This window comes from Rathayibacter sp. Leaf299 (genome assembly GCF_001423055.1).
GTDB classification, from domain to species: domain Bacteria; phylum Actinomycetota; class Actinomycetes; order Actinomycetales; family Microbacteriaceae; genus Rathayibacter; species Rathayibacter caricis.
This window is the reverse complement of sequence record NZ_LMNT01000001.1, coordinates 1,478,739-1,497,099: the sequence shown is the minus strand read 5'-3', so window position 1 is coordinate 1,497,099 and position 18,361 is coordinate 1,478,739. Positions and strand designations below refer to the sequence as shown.

Here is an 18,361-nt window from a genome sequence, read left to right as displayed (position 1 = left end):
GCCCCGCTCCCGCATTTCAGCCTCGGTTGCGGACACGCACCTGCCGGCCGATCAGGCGAAGGCCTCGATCGGCGGGCAAGCGCAGACCAGATTGCGGTCGCCGAAGGCCTGGTCGACGCGGCGGACCGGCGGCCAGTACTTGCCGCGCACGAGCGAGCGGACGGGGTAGACCGCCTCCTCGCGCGAGTACGGGTGCGTCCACTCGCCCGTGACGAGGCACTCCGCGGTGTGCGGGGCGTTGCGCAGCGGGTTGTCGTCCACCGGCCACTCCCCCGCGCCGACGCGGTCGGCCTCGGCCTTGATGCCGATCATCGCGTCGATGAAGCGGTCGATCTCGGCGAGGTCCTCGCTCTCGGTCGGCTCGACCATCAGCGTCCCCGCGACAGGGAAGCTCATGGTGGGGGCGTGGAAGCCGTAGTCGACGAGGCGCTTCGCGACGTCGTCCACGGTCACTCCGGTCGCCGCGGTGAGCGGGCGGATGTCGAGGATGCACTCGTGCGCGACCAGGCCGTTCTCGCCCGTGTAGAGCACCGGGAAGTGCTCGCGCAGGCGCGCGGCGACGTAGTTGGCCGAGAGCACGGCGGCGCCGGTCGCAGCGCGCAGGCCGTCCTCGCCCATCATCCGGGCGTAGGCCCACGAGATCGGGAGGATGCCCGGGCTGCCGTAGGGCGCGGCCGAGACCGGGACGCCGCCGTGCACGACGGTCTCGCCGTGCTGGCCGATCGCGTGCTCGAGGCGCTGCGCGAGCGGGTGCCCGGGCAGGAACGGAGCGAGGTGCGCCTTGGCCGCGACGGGTCCCACTCCGGGGCCGCCACCGCCGTGCGGGATGCAGAACGTCTTGTGCAGGTTGAGGTGCGAGACGTCTCCGCCGAAGTCGCCGAACCGCGCGAAGCCCAGCAGCGCGTTGAGGTTGGCCCCGTCGACGTAGACCTGCCCGCCGGCCTCGTGCACGAGTCGGCAGATCTCGGAGACCTCGTGCTCGTAGACGCCGTGCGTCGACGGGTACGTGATCATGAGCGCCGCGAGGTCCGCCGCGTGCGCGGCGATCTTCGCGCGCAGGTCGTCGAGGTCGACGTTGCCCAGCTCGTCGCACGCGACGACGACGACGCGCATGCCCGCGAGCACCGCGCTCGCCGCGTTGGTGCCGTGCGCGCTCGAGGGGATGAGGCACATGGTGCGCTCGAGGTCGCCCTGCGCGCGGTGGTAGCCGCGGATCGCGAGCAGACCCGCGAGCTCGCCCTGCGAGCCCGCGTTGGGCTGCAGCGAGACGGAGTCGTAGCCGGTGAGGTGCGCGAGCCAGCGCTCGAGCTGGTCGATCAGCGCGAGCGAGCCCTGCACGTCGGCCTCGGGGGCGAACGGGTGCAGGTTCGCGAACTCGGGCCAGCTGACCGCCTCCATCTCGGCGGCGGCGTTGAGCTTCATGGTGCACGAGCCGAGCGGGATCATGCCGCGGTCCAGCGCGTAGTCGGCGTCGGCGAGGCGCTTGAGGTAGCGCATCATCGACGTCTCGCTGCGGTGGGTGTTGAAGACCGGGTGCACGAGGAACGGGGTGGCGCGCTCGAGCGCGACGGGGATCGAGCGCGCGGATGCGGCGAGGAAGCCGTGCGCCGAGTCGAGATCGCCGATCGCGACCGCGAGTGCGACGACCTCGGCGGTCGTCACGGTCTCGTCGAGCGCGACGGCCACCGTGTCGGCGTCGACGAGGCGCAGGTCGAAGCCCGCCTCGCGTGCCCGGGCGACCGCCGCCTCCGCGCCCTGCGGGACGACGACCGAGACGGTGTCGAAGAAGTCGGCGTGGCGGAGGGAGTGTCCGCGGTCGAGCAGGAGCCGCGCGAGCAGAGCGGCCCGCGAGTGCACCTGCTCCGCGATCCGGGCGAGGCCGTCGGGGCCGTGGTAGACGGCGTACATCGCGGCCATGACGGCCAGGAGGACCTGCGCCGTGCAGATGTTCGAGGTCGCCTTCTCGCGGCGGATGTGCTGCTCGCGGGCCTGGAGGGACAGGCGGTAGGCGGGGTGCCCGTCCGCGTCCTGGCTGACTCCGACGAGACGGCCGGGCAGCTGGCGCTCGAGGCCCGTGCGGACGGCGAGGTAGCCGGCGTGCGGTCCGCCGAAGCCCATCGGGACGCCGAAGCGCTGCGAGGTGCCGACCGCGACGTCCGCCCCGAGCTCGCTCGGCGAGCGGACGAGTGTGAGGGCGAGCAGGTCGGCGGCGACGACTCCGAGGCCGCCGTGGGCCTTCACCGCGGCGAGCACCGCGGAAGGGTCCCAGAGGTGGCCGGAGGCGCCTGGGTACTGCACGAGGGCGCCGAAGCACTCGGGGACCTCGGCGGCGGACGTCCGCGAGAGCGGCAGCTCCACGACGCGGATCCCCACCGCCTCCGCCCGCCCGCGCAGCAGCGCCAGGGTCTGCGGCAGCGCGTCGGAGTCGACGACGAAGACGTCGGAGCGGGCCTTGGAGGCGCGACGCGTCAGCAGCATCGCCTCGACGACGGCGGTGCCCTCGTCGAGCATCGAGGCTCCGGCCGTGTCGAGACCCGTGAGGTCCGAGACCATGGTCTGGAAGTTGATCAGCGCCTCGAGCCGGCCCTGCGAGATCTCGGGCTGGTAGGGCGTGTAGGCCGTGTACCAGCTGGGGTTCTCGAGGACGTTCCGCTTGATGACGGCGGGCGTGAGCGTGCCGTGGTAGCCGAGGCCGATCAGCGGGCGGCGCACGGTGTTGCGGGCCGCGAGGGCGCGCAGCTCGGCGAGCGCCTCGGTCTCGGTCGCGGGCTCCGGCAGAACGGGGGCCAGGTCGCGGACGCGGATCGACTCGGGGACGGCGGCGGTGACCAGCGCGTCGACGGAGTCGTAGCCGAGGGCGGCCAGCATCGTGCGCTGGGCGTCGGCGTCGGTCCCGATGTGGCGGGACTCGAACTCGGAGGGGGTGCGGGGGGTCGACATCTACTCTCCGACCAGCTCGCCGTAGGCCGCGGCGTCGAGCAGGCCGTCGGGCAGCGCGTCGAAGCGCACCTTGATGAGCCAGCCCTCGCCGAACGGGTCGGAGTTGACCAGCTCGGGGCTGTCGACGACGCCGGAGTTGACCTCGAGCACCTCGCCGTCGACCGGCGCGAACAGCTCGCCGACGGACTTGGTCGACTCGATCTCGCCGACGACGCTGCCGCCCTCGACGCGGGAGCCCGCGTCGGGCAGCTCGACGAAGACGACGTCGCCCAGCTTGTCGGCGGCGTAGGCCGTGATGCCCACCGTCGCGACGTCACCGTCGACGGCGATCCACTCGTGATCGGAGGTGTACTGCAGGTCGGAGGGGACGGCCATGTCAGATCTTCTTTCTGGAGTAGAAGGGGAGGGCGGTGACGGTCATGGGAAGACGGCTGCCGCGGATGTCGACGGCGACGACGGTGCCGGGCTGCGCCTGCGCGGGGGCCACGTAGGCCATGGCCACGGGGACGCCGAGCGTGGGCGAGAGGACGCCGCTGGTGACGACTCCGATCTCGTCGCCGCTCTCGGAGAAGACGGGGTAGTCGGCGCGGGCGGCCCGGCGGCCCTCGCCGACGAGGCCGACGAGCACGGGAGCGTCGCCGGCGGGGCCCTCCTCGCTGGCGGCGCGGCCGACGAAGTCGATCGGCTTGCCGAAGGCGACGACGCGGCCGAGGCCGGCCTGCGCGGGGAAGATCTCACGGGAGAGCTCGTGGCCGTAGAGCGGCATGCCCGCCTCGAGGCGCAGCGTGTCGCGCGCGGCGAGTCCGGCCGGCACGAGGCCCGCTCCGGCGCCCGTCTCGGCGAGCGCCTCCCACAGGGCGGGGGCGGTGTCGGGGGCGACGTAGATCTCGAAGCCGTCCTCTCCCGTGTACCCGGTGCGGGCGATGAGGATCGGATGCGCCTCGAAGGTCGCGGGCACCGCGCGGTAGTAGCGCAGCTCCTCGAGCAGGCGAGCGGCGTCGTCGGTGTCGAGCACCGACTCCGCCCCCCGCTCGGTCTCGACGGCGAGTCCCTGCACGTTCTGCAGGATCTCGAGCGACTTCGGGCCCTGGATCGCGATCAGGGCGACGTCGTCGCTCTCGTCGAACAGCTCGCAGTCGAACATGGCCGTGCGGTCGCGCAGCTGCTCGGCGACCACGTGCCGGTTGGAGGCGTTCGCGACGACCATGAAGCGGTCCTCACCCGTGCGGTAGACGACGAGGTCGTCGATGACGCCGCCCGTGCGGTCCAGCAGGAGCGTGTACTTGGCGCGACCGACGGCGACGGCGCTCAGGTCGCTCGCGAGCGCGTAGTCCAGGGCGTCCACCGCCTCGGGGCCGACGACCAGGATCTCGCCCATGTGGGAGAGGTCGAAGAGGCCGGCGGCGGTGCGCACCGCGTGGTGCTCGGCGAGGTCGCCGGAGTAGCGCACCGGCATCCACCAGCCGGCGAAGTCGGTGAAGGAGGCGCCCGCCGCCACGTGCACGTCGTGCAGCGGGGAGCGGCGCGGCTCGGGGGTCTCGGCGGGGAGGGTCGTTCGGATCTCGGACATGAGTTCTCCAATTCGTCGCAGTGCTGCGCACGCGCCCGCACAGGTCGATGGTGCGAGGCACAGCAGTGCCGTGGGAACTCCCCCTCTGTCGGGATGCCTGAGAGGTTCACGTCGCTCGGAGCGGCGCTTTCACCGTGGGCTGCCTCGTCGGAGTGAGCGCACCGCGCAGGCGGCTCGTCGCTCCGCGACGCATTTCCAGAGTGGCCAGTTCGACGCGGTACAAGACCTGAGAGATTGGCGGGGAGGCTTGCTCCTTCGGTGCCGACGGAGTCGGCTCTCCCGCGTCGCGTATGCGGCCCGGTATTCGGTTGTCCGCTCACCCTAGCGGGGTGCCGCGTGCGCTGTCCTCTCCTCCGAGATGCCACTTCGGTACGGCTCCCTCGGCGTGTCCCGTTCCGGAGTGGCATCTCGCGGAGAGCACGAAGGGTTTGGTGTTCGGGTCGGAGTGACACTATGCTCGCGGCAGCACTTACAGTCAGTGCGACTCTTAGTAGGGATCCGCCATGGACGAAACACTGCCGCGGCTCGCCGTCTCGACCGTGATCTTCGCGTTGCGCCCGCACCCCGAGACCGGGGCGAGCACCGTCTGGATCCCCGTCGTCCGCCGCATCCGCGAGCCGTTCGAGGGCCTCTGGGCGCTCCCCGGCGGCCCCCTCCGTGCCGAGGAGGACCTCGCCGAGGCCGCCCGCCGCACTCTGCGGGAGACCACCGGACTCGGGCCCCGCTACCTGGAGCAGCTCTACGCCGTGGGCGGCCCCGACCGCTCCCCCGGCGAGCGCCGCGTGGTCTCGATCGTCTACTGGGCTCTCGTGCGCACCTCCGAGGCCGACGAGGCGATCGTGGGCGAGAACGTCACCTGGCTGTGCACCGACCTGCCGCTCGAGCTGGCCTTCGATCACGGGCTGATCGTCGACTACGCCCTGTGGCGTCTGCGCAACAAGATGGAGTACTCCCGCATCGCGCAGGCCTTCCTCGGCGAGACCTTCACCCTCGCGCAGCTGCGCGAGGTGCACGAGGCCGTCCTGCAGAAGCCCCTCGACCCGGCGAACTTCCGCCGCACCATCGAGGCGTCCAAGACCGTGGTACCCACCGAGCAGCGGCTGGCGGGCACCCGTCACCGCCCTCCGCGGCTGTACCGCTACGACGAGTCCGTGGCACTCGTCGACAACGGGCCGCTGCCGGTCTGAGCAACCCACCGGCTCCGCCCGTCCGTCCGCACCATCCGAGGAGAGACACGTGACATCCGTCGACAGCACCATCCAGCTCATCGAGCGCGGAGCCCCGGGCGAGACCTGCGCCCCCGAGCTCGCCGACGCGCCCTGGTCGTTCGACCTCGGCTTCCCCGCCTACGGCCCCGGAGCGTCGCAGGCCGATCCGATCCCCGCCGAGGCCCCCGTGCAAGGCCGGCTCCCCGAGGAGTACACCGCGGCGAGCGCCGACGAGCTGCACCGCCGCATCCTCGACGCGAAGCGGACGCTCGGCGACCGGGTCGTCGTGCTCGGCCACTTCTACCAGCGCGACGAGGTGGTGCAGTACGCCGACTTCGTGGGCGACTCCTTCCAGCTCGCGAAGGCGGCGAAGAGCCGTCCGGACGCCGAGGCGATCGTCTTCTGCGGAGTGCACTTCATGGCCGAGACGGCCGACATCCTCTCGCGCCCGGAGCAGGCCGTGATCCTGCCCAATCTCGCGGCCGGCTGCTCGATGGCCGACATGGCCGACATCGACTCGGTCGAGGACGCGTGGGCCGAGCTCACCGAGCTCTACGGCACCGAGCCGGACGCCGACGGCCGCGTGCCGCTGATCCCGGTCACCTACATGAACTCCTCCGCCGCGCTGAAGGCCTTCTGCGGTCGGAACGGCGGAGTGGTCTGCACCTCCTCGAACGCCGCCACCGTCCTCGAGGACGCGTTCGCGCGCGGGCAGCGGGTCCTGTTCTTCCCCGACCAGCACCTGGGGCGCAACACCGCCAAAGCCATGGGCGTGCCGCTGGAGCGCATGCCGATGTGGAACCCGCGGAAGGCGCAGGGCGGCTCCGACGTGCAGACGCTCCTGGACGCGCAGGTGATCCTCTGGCACGGCTTCTGCTCGGTTCACAAGCGGTTCACCGTCGGCCAGATCGAGAAGGCGCGCGCCGAGCACCCCGGTGTCCGCGTGATCGTGCACCCGGAGTGCCCGATGGCGGTCGTCGACGCCGCCGACGAGTACGGATCCACGGACTACATCGTGAAGGCGATCCAGGCCGCCCCGGCGGGAACGACCTTCGCGATCGGCACCGAGATCAACCTGGTGCAGCGCCTCGCCGTGCAGTACCCGCAGCACACGATCTTCTGCCTCGACGACGTCGTCTGCCCGTGCTCGACCATGTACCGGATCCACCCCGGCTACCTCGCCTGGGTGCTCGAAGGCCTGGTCTCCGGCGTCGTGCACAACCGCATCTCGGTGGACGACTCGGTGAAGGCCGAGGCGGAGATCGCGCTCGAGCGGATGCTCGCGGCCGTTCCGCCCACCGGCCCGACGGCTCCGACGGCGGCCTGACGTGTCACGGGTCGTCGTCGTCGGCAGCGGGATCGCGGGGCTCGTGACCGCGCTGCTCGCCTCGCGCCGCCACGAGGTGGTGCTGGTCACCAAGGGCGCGATCGCGGAGTCGAGCACGCGCTGGGCGCAGGGCGGGATCGCCGCGGTCACGTCCGCGGAGGACTCCGTCGCCCTGCACATCGAGGACACCCTGACCGCCGGAGCCGGGCTCTGCTCGCGCTCGGCCGTCGAGGTGCTCTGCTCCGAGGGGCCGGCCGCCGTGGAGGCGCTGCTGGCGTGGGGCGTCGGCTTCGACCGCGACGGCGGGGACCTCGCCCGCGGACTCGAGGCGGCGCACTCGCGCTCGCGCATCCTGCACGCGGGCGGCGACGCGACCGGCTCGGCGATCGAGGAGGCGCTCGTGCGGGCCGTGCGGGCCGCTCCCGTGACCGTGCTCGAGCGCACCGCCCTGGTCGATCTCGTGCGCCCGGGGCTCGCGGTGGTGGGCGTCGACGTCCTCCGGGACGGCTCGGTCGAGCGGATCGACGCCGACGCGGTCGTCCTCGCGACGGGCGGCGCGGGCCGGCTGTTCAGCCACACGACCAATCCCGAGGTCGCCACCGGCGACGGGCTCGCCGCCGCCCTGCGCGCCGGAGCCGAGGCGGCCGACCTGGAGTTCTACCAGTTCCACCCCACGGCGCTCGCGCTGCCGGGCGGCTTCCTCGTCTCGGAGGCGGTCCGCGGCGAGGGAGCGGTGCTCCGCGACGCCGCCGGCGAGCGCTTCATGACCGGCGTCCACCCCGACGCCGAGCTCGCGCCCCGCGACGTCGTCGCCCGGGCCATCGCCGAGCGGATGCTCCGCCAGGGCGGCCTGCCCGTGCACCTCGACGCCCGCCACCTCGACCCCGCGGTGCTCGCGAAGCGGTTCCCGAGCATCTCGGCCGCCTGCCGGGCGAACGGCCTCTCGCTCGCCGAGGACCTCGTGCCCGTGACTCCGGCCGCGCACTACTGGATGGGCGGCGTCGCCACCGATCTCGACGGGCGCACGAGCCTCCCCGGCCTGTTCGCCGTGGGCGAGGTCGCCTGCACCGGCGTCCACGGCGCGAACCGGCTCGCCTCGAACAGCCTGCTCGAGGGCGTCGTCTTCGCCCGTCGGACGGCGGAGGCCCTGGACGTGACCGCCCCGACGGCGGCGCCCGCCGCGGCGGCCCGCCCCGTCACTCCGCTCGCCCTCGACCGCTCGGCGCTGCAGGCGGCGATGTGGGCGGGAGCCGGGGTGTCGCGCGACGCCTCGGGGCTCGAGAGCGCCCGGACGGTGCTCCGCGGCGCCGAGGCCCCCCTCTCGCTCCGCACTCTCGAGGACGCGAACCTCGTGGAGTGCGGCCGGGCCCTGATCGAGGCGGCCCTCGCCCGATCGGAGTCGCGCGGCGCCCACCACCGCACCGACCACCCCCTCACCGAGGCGACCGCGTACCGCGTCGCCGGAAGAAGAAAGGTCGCCGTGCCGTGCTGACCCGTCAGAGCATCGAACGACTCGTCACCCTCGCGCTCGAGGAGGACGCCCCCTGGGGCGACATCACCACCGAGACGCTGATCCCGGCCGACGCGACGGCGTCCGCGCGGCTCGTCGCCCGCGAGGCGGGGGTCTTCAGCGGCGGAGCCGTCCTGGTCGGCACGATGCTGCAGGCCGACTCCCGCATCCGCACGAGCGTGCTGATCGAGGACGGCGCGTCGTTCGCCGCGGGCGCCGTGCTCGCCGAGATCGACGGTCCCGCCGGCGGCGTGCTGCGCGGCGAGCGCGTCGCGCTGAACCTCGTGCAGCGGATGAGCGGCATCGCCACGCTCACCGCGCACTACGTGAAGGCGGTGGAGGGGACGCGCGCGCGGATCGTCGACACGAGGAAGACGACCCCGGGGCTCCGCGCGTTCGAGCGCCACGCGGTGCGCAGCGGCGGCGGACGCAACCACCGCTCCTCGCTGTCGGACGCGATCCTCGCGAAGGACAACCACCTCGCGATCCTCGCCCAGCGCGGCATCGACCTGACGGCCGCTCTGCAGGCGGCGCGGGCCGCGGTGCCGCACACCACCCACATCGAGGTCGAGGTCGACCGCCTCGAGCAGATCGAGTCGGCGCTCGCCGGAGGGGCCGACACGATCATGCTCGACAACTTCACTCCGGAGCAGCTGCGCCAGGGCGTGACGCTGATCGGCGGCCGGGCGGTCGTCGAGGCCAGCGGCGGCGTGAACCTCGAGACGGTGCGGGCCATCGCCGAGGCGGGCGTCGACGTGATCTCGGTCGGCGCGCTCACGCACAGCGTCCGTTCGCTCGACCTCGGGCTCGACATCGACATCGAGGCGCCCGCTCCGTGATCTACCTCGACCACGCGGCGACCTCGCCCGTGCGCCGCGAGGCGCTCGAGGCGATGTGGCCGTTCCTGACGGGCGAGTTCGGCAACCCGTCGAGCAGTCACGCGCTGGGCGGAGCCGCGGCGCGTGCGCTGGAGGAGGCGCGGAGACGCGTCGCCCGGTTCCTGGGCGGGCGCGCCTCCGAGACGCTGTTCACCGCCGGCGGCACCGAGTCGATCAACACGGCGGTCAAGGGCCTCGCGCTCGGGGCGCCCCGGGAGCGGCGGATCGTGATCTCGGCGATCGAGCACGAGGCGACGGTGGAGTCGGCCGACTTCCTGCGCCGCGTGCACGGCTTCGAGGTCGTGGTGGCGCCGGTCGACTCCGTCGGTCGACTGGACCTCGAGGCGCTGGTCGCTCTGCTGACGCCGGGGACCGCGCTCGTCTCGATCCTGGCCGCCAGCAACGAGATCGGCACGGTGCAGGACGTGGCGGCCGTGGCCGCGCTCTGCCGCGAGCAGCGCATCCCGCTGCACGTCGACGCGGTGCAGGCGGCGGGCTGGATCGACCTGCCGTCGATGGGGGCCGACGCGGTCTCGATCTCGGGGCACAAGCTCGGCGCTCCGAAGGGGGTCGGCGCGCTGATGCTGCGCAGCCGGCTGCCGTTCGAGCCGCTCGTGCACGGGGGCGGTCAGGAGCGCGCCCGGCGCTCGGGCACCGAGAACGTGGCGTTCGCCGTCGCGCTCGGCACCGCGGTGTCGCTGGTCGACCCGTCACGCGCCGCTCGTGTCTCCGCGGTGAGGGACGCCTTCGCCGAGAGGGTCGCCGCGCTCGCGCCTCGAGCGGTCGCGACCGGATCGGCGGAGCACCGACTGCCGTCGATCGCCTCCTACGTCGTGCCCGGCCGCAGCGGCGAGTCGATCCTGCTGGCGCTGGAGGAGCGCGGAGTGGTGGTCTCGAGCGGCTCGGCCTGCGCGGCCGGTCGCGACGAGCCCTCCGACGTGCTGCTCGCGCTGGGGATCGACCCGCGCGTCGCCCAGACCGCGGTGCGGTTCAGCTTCGGAGCGGAGTCGACGGCGGAGGACGCCGAGCGCGCCGCGTCGGCCTTCGCGGAGGTCGTCGAGGGGGCCTGATCCCGTGGACTGCGACGGATGTCGCCGGATCGGGAATGTCGGAGGCACCTGGGAAGGTTCTGACACCTCGAGCCCTGCGCGACCGGCACCGACGGCGCCGCCGCGATGCGCAGCAGGTCGTCGTCGCCTCCGTGCGACCTCGCACCCGCCTCACCAGACACCTGCACGACCTCACGACCGGAGACCCTGTGACCGAGCGCACCCTTCCCGAGACGCGGGAGTCCGCCGCACCCCGAGACCGCACGCCGGCGCCGTCCGCCGTGCTCGAGCCGCGCAGCCGCCTCGTCATCAGCCTGCTGCTGGTGTCGGCGTTCGTCGTGATCCTCAACGAGACGATCATGAGCGTGGCGCTGCCCGACCTCATGCGCGACTTCGGCGTCGAGGCGCACGTGGGCCAGTGGCTGTCCACGGCGTTCATGCTGACGATGGCCGTCGTGATCCCGATCACCGGCTACCTGATCCAGCGCCTGCACACGCGCACGCTCTTCGCGGCCGCCATGACCCTGTTCAGCCTCGGCACGCTCAGCGCCGCGCTGGCCCCCACCTTCGAGGTGCTGCTGGCCGCGCGCGTCGTGCAGGCCGGCGGCACGGCCATCATGATGCCGCTGCTGATGACCACGGTGATGACCCTCGTCCCGCCGTCGATCCGCGGCCGGATGATGGGCAACATCTCGATCGTGATCTCGGTCGCCCCCGCCGTCGGCCCGACGATCTCGGGCGTCATCCTCAACTTCCTCAGCTGGCGCTGGATGTTCTGGATCGTGCTGCCGATCGCGGTCGGCGCACTGCTCCTGGGCCTCCGCAAGGTGGAGAACGTGACGGAGCCGCGCAAGATCCCGATCGACTCCCTCTCGGTCGTGCTTTCGGTCTTCGGCTTCGGCGGCCTGGTCTACGGCCTCAGCTCGCTCGGCGAGGGCGGCGAGGCGGTCGTCGCTCCGTGGGTGCCGTTCGTCGTCGCGGGCCTGGGCCTCGCCGGCTTCATCCTGCGCCAGCTCTCGCTGCAGCGGACCGACCGCGCCCTGCTCGATCTGCGCACCTTCACCTCCGGCGGGTTCACCGTGGCGATCGTGATGATGGCGGTCAGCATGTCGGCGCTCTTCGGCACGCTGATCCTGCTGCCGCTCTACACGCAGAACGTCCTCGGGCTGACGCCGCTCGAGACCGGTCTGCTGCTGCTCCCCGGCGGGCTGCTGATGGGCCTGCTGGCGCCGTTCGTCGGACGCGGATACGACCGCTTCGGACCGCGCGTGCTGCTCGTTCCCGGCTCGGTGGTCGTCGCCGCCGCGCTGTGGGGCTTCACCTTCCTCGACGAGGACTCGTCGTCGATGTTCATCCTGTCGCTGCACGTGGTGCTGAGCCTCGGGCTGGCGTTCGTCTTCACTCCGCTGTTCACCGCGGGCCTGGGCTCGGTGAAGCCGAAGTTCTACTCGCACGGCAGCGCCATCATCGGCACCGTGCAGCAGCTCGGAGGCGCGGCCGGCACGGCGCTGTTCGTCACCGTGCTCTCGATCCAGTCGGCCGCGCTCGCCCGCGAGGGCGCCGACCAGATCACGGCCTCGGCCGGCGGGATCCACTCGGCCTTCGTCTGGGGAGCGTCCATCGCCTCCCTCGCGATCGTCGCGGCCTTCTTCGTCCGGCGTCCCGCCGAATCCGACGTCCCGCTGCCCGTCGGGCACTGACCCGTCGACCCGCCGTGCCCGGCCGCCCTCCCGCTCGCCGGGTCGGCTGCCGGGCACGCCGTGTTCACCCGCCGGACACCCGGTGCTCCTAGCGTGACGCCCCGGTCGTGCCCTCCCCCGCGCGGCCGGAACGGAGACCGGACGTGGAGACGACCCTCGTGCAGGACCACCTCGACGCCGGCGCTCTCGCGGCGCCGCCCCGCACCCTCATCGACGTGCTGCGCGAGAGCGCCCGGCTCCACCCCGACGCCTCCGCCCTCGAGGACCCGGCGGGCGCCCTCAGCTATCGCGAGCTCCTCGCCCGCGTCGTCGGAGCGGCAGGCGAGCTGACGGCCGCCGGAGTCCGGCGCGGCGACCGCGTCGGCGTCCGCATGGCGAGCGGGTCGCGCGAGCTCTACCTCGCGATCCTCGCGATCCTCGCCGCCGGCGCCGCCTACGTCCCGGTCGACGCGGACGACCCCGAGGAGCGCGCGCAGCTCGTGTTCGGCGAGGCGCGCGTGCGCGGCGTCATCACCGGAGCAGGCCGCTTCGAGCGGACAGCGGAGGAGCCGCCCGCCCTCCTCTTCACCGGGACCGCGCCGCACCCCAGCACCGCGTCGATCCCGCTGCTCCAGCCGCCCGCGCTCGAGGACGACGCGTGGATCATCTTCACCTCCGGCTCCACCGGCACCCCGAAGGGCGTCGCCGTCAGCCACCGCTCCGCCGCGGCCTTCGTCGATGCGGAGGCGCGGCTATTCCTGCAGCAGGAGCCGCTCGGCCCGGGTGACCGCGTGCTGGCCGGCCTCTCGGTCGCGTTCGACGCCTCCTGCGAGGAGATGTGGCTGGCCTGGCGCCACGGCGCGTGCCTGGTGCCCGCACCGCGCTCCCTCGTTCGGAGCGGCATGGACCTCGGCCCCTGGCTGACGACCCACGGCATCACCGTCGTCTCCACCGTGCCCACCCTCGCCGCACTGTGGCCCGCCGAGTCGCTCGAGAACGTCCGGCTGCTGATCTTCGGCGGCGAGGCCTGCCCGCCCGAGCTCGCGGAGCGCCTCGCCGTCGAGGGCCGCGAGGTCTGGAACACCTACGGCCCGACCGAGGCGACCGTCGTCGCCTGCGCGGCACCGCTGGGCGGGCCGGGGCCCGTGCGCATCGGCCTCCCGCTCGACGGCTGGCGGCTCGCGGTCGTCGACGCCGAGGGGAACCGGGTCCCCGAGGGCGGGGTCGGCGAGCTCGTCATCGGCGGAGTCGGACTGGCGCGCTACCTCGACGCCGCGAAGGACGCCGAGAAGTACGCCCCCGCTCCCCTGCTCGGCTGGGAGCGCGCGTACCGGTCCGGCGATCTCGTGCGCTACGAGGCCGAGGGCCTCGTCTTCCAGGGCCGCGCCGACGACCAGGTCAAGCTGGGCGGCCGCCGCATCGAGCTCGGCGAAGTCGAGTCCGCCCTGCAAGCGCTGCCGGGGGTGTCCGGAGCCGCGGCCGCGGTCCGCACCACGGCCGCCGGCAACCAGGTCCTCGTCGGCTACCTCGCTCTCGCCGCGGGCCGCGAGCTCGACCGCGATGCCGCCCTCACGCGGCTGCGCGCGGAGCTCCCGGCCGCGCTGGTCCCTCTGCTGGCCGTCGTCGACGAGATGCCGACCCGCACCTCCGGCAAGGTCGACCGGGCGGCTCTGCCCTGGCCGCTCGCCGAGGCGGCGCCGTCGGACGACGCGCTGGATCCCGAGACCGCCTGGCTCGCCGCCCGCTGGCGCGAGGTCCTGGGCGTCCCCGTCGACGAGCGGGCCGACTTCTTCGATCTGGGCGGCGGCTCGCTCGCCGCCGCTCAGCTCGTCGCCCGGATCCGCGAGCGCGATCCGGAGTTCACCGTCGCCGACGTCTACGCGCACCCGCGCCTCGCCGCGATGGCGGCCGAGATCGCGAGCCGCGCGACCGGCCTCGGCCCCGTCTCCGATCACCGCATCGCGCCCGTCCCCCGGCGGATGCAGGTGCTGCAGACCGTGCTGGGCGCGCCGCTCCTGATCCTGGGAGGCGCGCGCTGGCTCGTCGCCCTGCTGACGGTCTGCTCGCTCCTGGATCTGCTGCCGGGCTTCGGATTCCTGCCCACCGTGTGGCCGGCGGTGCTCGTGCCCGCCTTCGTCCTGCTCTGCACGCCGTTCGGGCGCATGGGCCTCACCGTGATCGCCGCCCGCCTCCTGCTGCGCGGCGTGCGGGCGGGCGATCATCCGCGCGGCGGAGGAGTGCACCTGCGGCTCTGGCTCGCCGAGCAGGTCGCCCACCAGCTCGGCGCCGTGAGCCTGGCCGGTGCCCCCTGGGTCTCGTACTACGCCCGCGCGCTCGGCGCCCGGATCGCCGAGGACGTCGACCTGCACTCCCTCCCTCCGCTGACCGGCATGCTGACGCTCGGCCGGGGCGCCGCGATCGAGCCCGAGGTCGACCTGTCGGGCTACTGGATCGACGGCGACGTCGTGCGGGTCGGAGCCGTCCGCGTCGGCGCGGGCAGCACGGTCGGTGCGCGCAGCACCCTCCTCCCCGGCGCCCGCATCGGCAAGCACGCGCAGATCGAGCCCGGATCGGCCGTCTTCGGACGGGTGCCGGCCGGGCAGCGCTGGGGCGGCTCGCCCGCGCAGCGCCTGGGCAAGGCGAACGCCGGGTTCCCGGACGAGCGGCCGCCCAGGGCGACCGGATGGGTCTGGGCCTACGCGCTCGCGGCGGTGGGCCTCGCCGCCGTGCCGATCCTCTCGTTCGGCGCGGGCGTGGGAGTGGTCGCCGTCGCGGTCCAGGGCTCCGGCACCCTCGCCGAGGCGGTCCCGCGCGCGCTCGCCGCCCTCGTGCCCGCCGTCGCCGTCACGGGAGCCGCGCTCGCGGGTCTCGTGGTCCTCCTCGTCCGCCTGCTGGGCCTCGGCGTCGAGCCCGGCACCCATCCCGTCCGCGGCCGGATCGGCTGGCAGGTCTGGTCGACCGAGCGGCTGCTGGATCAGGCGCGCACGCTGCTCTTCCCGCTCTACTCCGGCCTCTTCACCCCCGTCTGGCTGCGCCTGCTCGGCGCGCGCGTCGGGCACGACGTCGAGGCGTCGACCGTGCTCCTGCTGCCCGCCATGACGACCATCCGCGACGGCGCCTTCCTCGCCGACGACACCCTGGTCGCCTCCTACGCCCTCGGCGGCGGCTGGATGCGCCTCGCCCGAGCCGAGATCGGCGAGCGCGCGTTCCTCGGCAACTCCGGCATGGCCGCTCCGGGGCACACCGTCCCGGCCGGCGGACTCGTCGCGGTCCTGTCCTCGGCCCCGCGGAAGTCCAAGGCCGGCTCCTCCTGGCTCGGCTCTCCTCCGGTGCGCCTGCGCCGGACCGTCGTCGAGGCGGAGGCGGAGCGCACCTTCCGTCCGCCGGCGCGGCTGCGCGTCGCCCGCATCGTCTGGGAGCTGTTCCGCTTCGTCCCCGTCGTCGTCTCGGTGGCGATCGGCTCGGGCGTCGTGGTCGCCCTGCTCGCGCTCGTCGAGTCGTTCGGCGCGATCGTCGCGATGCTGCTGAGCGGAGTCGTGCTGCTGGCCGCCGGAGCGGTGGCCGCCGCCGTCTCCACCGCGGCGAAGTGGCTGCTGATCGGGCGCGTCCGCGCGGGCGAGCATCCGCTCTGGTCCTCGTTCATCTGGCGCAGCGAGCTCGCCGACACCTTCACCGAGATGGTCGCCGCCCCGTGGTTCGCCCACGCGGCCGCCGGCACCCCGGCCCTCGTGTGGTGGCTGCGCAGCCTCGGCGCGCGCATCGGGCGGGGAGTCTGGTGCGAGAGCTACTGGCTCCCCGAAGCGGATCTCGTCGTCCTGGGCGACGGAGCGGCCGTCAATCGCGGGTGCGTCGTGCAGACCCACCTGTTCCATGATCGAATCATGAGCATGGATGCCGTGAGCCTGGACACCGGAGCGACCCTCGGACCGCACAGCGTGATCCTCCCCGCGGCGCGGATCGCCGAGCACGGCACCGTCGGCCCCTCGTCGCTCGTGATGCGCGGCGAGCTCGTGCCGGCGGGAAGCCGCTGGAGCGGCAACCCGATCGGACCGTGGCGCGACGTGCGCGTCGCCGACTACCACGCGCCCGTCGCGTGAGCCCCGCGCAGCTCGGACTCGAGACCGCCGGCGACACCTACGTCCCCGGCATCGGCAACACCGGCTACCGCGTCGAGTCGTACGAGCTCGAGCTCGACTACCGCGTCTCGAGCAACCGGCTCGCCGCCCGCGCTCTGATCCACGCTGTCGCCCTGCAGCCGCTGCGGCGGTTCAGCCTCGACCTCAGCCGTCTGCGCGTGGGCCGGGTGCGCGTCGACGGGCGCCGCGCCCAGCACGCGCAGACGCCGCACAAGCTGCGGGTGACTCCCGAGACGCTGCTGCGCACGGGCGAGCCGTTCGTCGTCGAGGTCGAGTACGGCGGTCATCCGGCTCCGCGCGCGAGCCACTGGGGCGAGCTGGGCTGGGAGGAGCTGACCGACGGCGTCCTCGTGGCCTCGCAGCCGACCGGAGCCTCCACCTGGTTCCCCTGCAACGACGACCCCGCCGACAAGGCCGCCTACCGCTTCCGCATCACCGCCGAGGAGGGCTACGCGGTGGTCGCGAACGGCGTGCTGGTCGACTCGAGCGCGCGATCCGGCCGCAGGACCTGGCTCTACGAGCAACCGGAGCCGACGGCGACCTACCTCGCCTCGGTGCAGATCGGGCGCTACGCCCTGGAGGAGCGCGTGCTCGCGGGCGTCCCCGTCACGATCGCGCGTCCTGCGGCGCTCGCCTCGCGCTCGTCGCGCGACTTCGCTCCGCTCGGCGCGATGCTCAAGCTCTTCCAGAGGCTCTTCGGCCCGTACCCGTTCGCGCGGTACTCCGTCGTCGTGACCGCTGACGATCTCGAGATCCCGCTCGAGGCTCAGGGCATGGCCGTCTTCGGCGCGAACCACGTCGACGGGCGCAGCGGATCGGAGCGGCTGATCGCCCACGAGCTCGCCCACCAGTGGTTCGGAAACAGCGTCGGCGTCGCGCGGTGGCGGCACATCTGGCTCAACGAGGGCTTCGCCTGCTACGCGGAGTGGCTCTGGTCGGAGCAGGCGGGCGGGCCCTCCGCCGACTCCCTCGCCCGCCGTCACCACGCCCTCCTGCGGGCTCAGCCCGAGGATCTCGTGCTCGCGGACCCGGGCCCCGTCTCGCTCTTCGACGATCGCGTCTACAAGCGCGGGGCGCTCACCCTGCACGCCCTGCGGCTGCACGTCGGCGACGAGCCGTTCTTCGCTCTCGTGCAGGAGTGGACGCGCCGGCACGCCCACGGCGCGGTCACCGACGAGGACTTCCGGGAGCTCTGCACCGAGCTGCTGCCGGCCGGGATGGACGAGCTGCTCGACACCTGGCTCCTCGACGAGGAGCTGCCCGCGCTACCGGCCCGCTGACACCAGCGAGTCGGCGAGCGCGTCGGAGTGCTCGCGCCGCCAGCCAATGATCGGACCGGTGCCGCGCCCCTCGACCGGGCCCAGCGCGACGCTGACGCGGAACGCCGGGTCGAGCCGCGGCTCGGCCAGCCGGAACCGCACGCCGTCGATCCGGGCCTCCGCCGCGATCCGCGACTCGTGGATGAGGACACGGTGCGGATCGACCTCGAGGCCGCGCCCGTCGGCCTTCAGAACCGCCTCGATCCGCGTCCAGTGCAGGATCGGATCGGCCGGCCGGGCCGCCCCGACCCAGAACGGCGCTCCCGCGACGCGGGTGATCTGCGCACCGCGCTCGGCGGACCCGGCCGCCGGTTCGATGTCGACCCCGACGACGCCCGCGCTGCTCGCAGCGACGACCACCGCTCCGGCGCAGTGCGCGACGCTGACCGACAGGGTGGCGAGGAGCGGATCCGCACCCTCGAGCCGCGGGCGTCCGTGCGGTCCCGAGCAGCCCGCGCAGCACGCGACGACGTCGATCCCGGAGGCGCTCCCGCCGGTGAGCTCCGCGGCGAGCATCCGGAGCAGCACGCGCCCGAAGACGAAGCGCTCGGCGACGGAGGCGGCCGCCGTCGCCTCGTAGCGCTCCCGCTCCGCCGCGGTCAGCAGCGGCAGCAGGCGCTCGGCGTCGAGCGTCTGCTCGTCCAGCGCGAGCCAGCGCAGGTGCACCCCCGGCAGGTCGTGACCGTCGTCCCGGCCGACCGCCGGTCGCGGCGCTCCCGCCGTGTCCGTCCCCCTCATGCGTCCC

12 protein-coding genes and 1 riboswitch are annotated in these 18,361 nt (G+C 73.5%); of the genes, 8 read left to right on the top strand and 4 right to left on the bottom strand.

Translation table 11 applies throughout. From position 1 onward, the window contains the following. Window positions 1-51: 51 nt before the first annotated feature. Genes gcvP through gcvT form a run of 3 tightly spaced genes read right to left on the bottom strand, consistent with a single transcriptional unit; the run spans window position 52 to window position 4,510 of the window. The gene (gcvP, locus tag ASF48_RS07140; protein WP_055788479.1) at window positions 52-2,940 is read right to left on the bottom strand and encodes an aminomethyl-transferring glycine dehydrogenase; all 2,889 of its coding nucleotides are present in this window, start codon (window positions 2,938-2,940) and stop codon (window positions 52-54) included. Beyond that, a complete protein-coding gene (gene gcvH, locus ASF48_RS07135; RefSeq protein ID WP_055788475.1) occupies window positions 2,941-3,315 on the bottom strand; it encodes a glycine cleavage system protein GcvH in 375 nt (124 codons plus the stop codon). A 1-nt stretch (window position 3,316) separates the two neighbouring features. Further along, a complete protein-coding gene (gene gcvT, locus ASF48_RS07130; protein WP_055788472.1) occupies window positions 3,317-4,510 on the bottom strand; it encodes a glycine cleavage system aminomethyltransferase GcvT in 1,194 nt (397 codons plus the stop codon). Between the two features lie 205 nt (window positions 4,511-4,715). Beyond that, a riboswitch (glycine riboswitch) is annotated at window positions 4,716-4,802 on the bottom strand. A 211-nt stretch (window positions 4,803-5,013) separates the two neighbouring features. On the opposite strand from gcvT, the gene ASF48_RS07125 reads away from it, so the two are divergent. From ASF48_RS07125 to ASF48_RS07090, 8 genes are all read left to right on the top strand, one after another. Beyond that, complete coding sequence (locus tag ASF48_RS07125; RefSeq protein WP_055788469.1) at window positions 5,014-5,697, top strand: NUDIX hydrolase; 684 nt, start codon at window positions 5,014-5,016, stop codon at window positions 5,695-5,697. A 49-nt stretch (window positions 5,698-5,746) separates the two neighbouring features. Next, a complete protein-coding gene (gene nadA, locus ASF48_RS07120) occupies window positions 5,747-7,045 on the top strand; it encodes a quinolinate synthase NadA (RefSeq protein ID WP_055788466.1) in 1,299 nt (432 codons plus the stop codon). Window position 7,046: 1 nt separating this feature from the next. Then, window positions 7,047-8,537, top strand: coding sequence for an L-aspartate oxidase (gene nadB / locus ASF48_RS07115; protein WP_055788463.1), 1,491 nt, complete (start codon window positions 7,047-7,049; stop codon window positions 8,535-8,537). Further along, entirely contained in the window at window positions 8,531-9,394 is an 864-nt protein-coding gene (nadC, locus tag ASF48_RS07110; protein WP_055788460.1) for a carboxylating nicotinate-nucleotide diphosphorylase, read from the top strand. The genes nadB and nadC overlap by 7 nt, the downstream gene beginning before the upstream one ends. Continuing rightward, window positions 9,391-10,503 carry a cysteine desulfurase family protein gene (locus ASF48_RS07105; protein ID WP_055788457.1) on the top strand — a complete coding sequence of 371 codons (1,113 nt, stop codon included), beginning with the start codon at window positions 9,391-9,393 and terminating at the stop codon, window positions 10,501-10,503. The genes nadC and ASF48_RS07105 overlap by 4 nt, the downstream gene beginning before the upstream one ends. A gap of 188 nt (window positions 10,504-10,691) precedes the next feature. Then, window positions 10,692-12,182 (top strand): DHA2 family efflux MFS transporter permease subunit, encoded by a 1,491-nt coding sequence (locus ASF48_RS07100; RefSeq protein WP_055788453.1) that lies wholly within the window; start codon window positions 10,692-10,694, stop codon window positions 12,180-12,182. Between the two features lie 143 nt (window positions 12,183-12,325). Continuing rightward, complete coding sequence (locus ASF48_RS07095) at window positions 12,326-16,258, top strand: Pls/PosA family non-ribosomal peptide synthetase (protein WP_200930974.1); 3,933 nt, start codon at window positions 12,326-12,328, stop codon at window positions 16,256-16,258. Further along, complete coding sequence (locus ASF48_RS07090; RefSeq protein ID WP_055788450.1) at window positions 16,255-17,577, top strand: M1 family metallopeptidase; 1,323 nt, start codon at window positions 16,255-16,257, stop codon at window positions 17,575-17,577. The genes ASF48_RS07095 and ASF48_RS07090 overlap by 4 nt, the downstream gene beginning before the upstream one ends. Here the strand turns inward: ASF48_RS07090 and ASF48_RS07085 are convergent. Continuing rightward, window positions 17,563-18,354, bottom strand: coding sequence for a 4'-phosphopantetheinyl transferase family protein (locus tag ASF48_RS07085; protein ID WP_055788447.1), 792 nt, complete (start codon window positions 18,352-18,354; stop codon window positions 17,563-17,565). The genes ASF48_RS07090 and ASF48_RS07085 overlap by 15 nt on opposite strands. Between the last annotated feature and the right edge of the window lie 7 nt (window positions 18,355-18,361).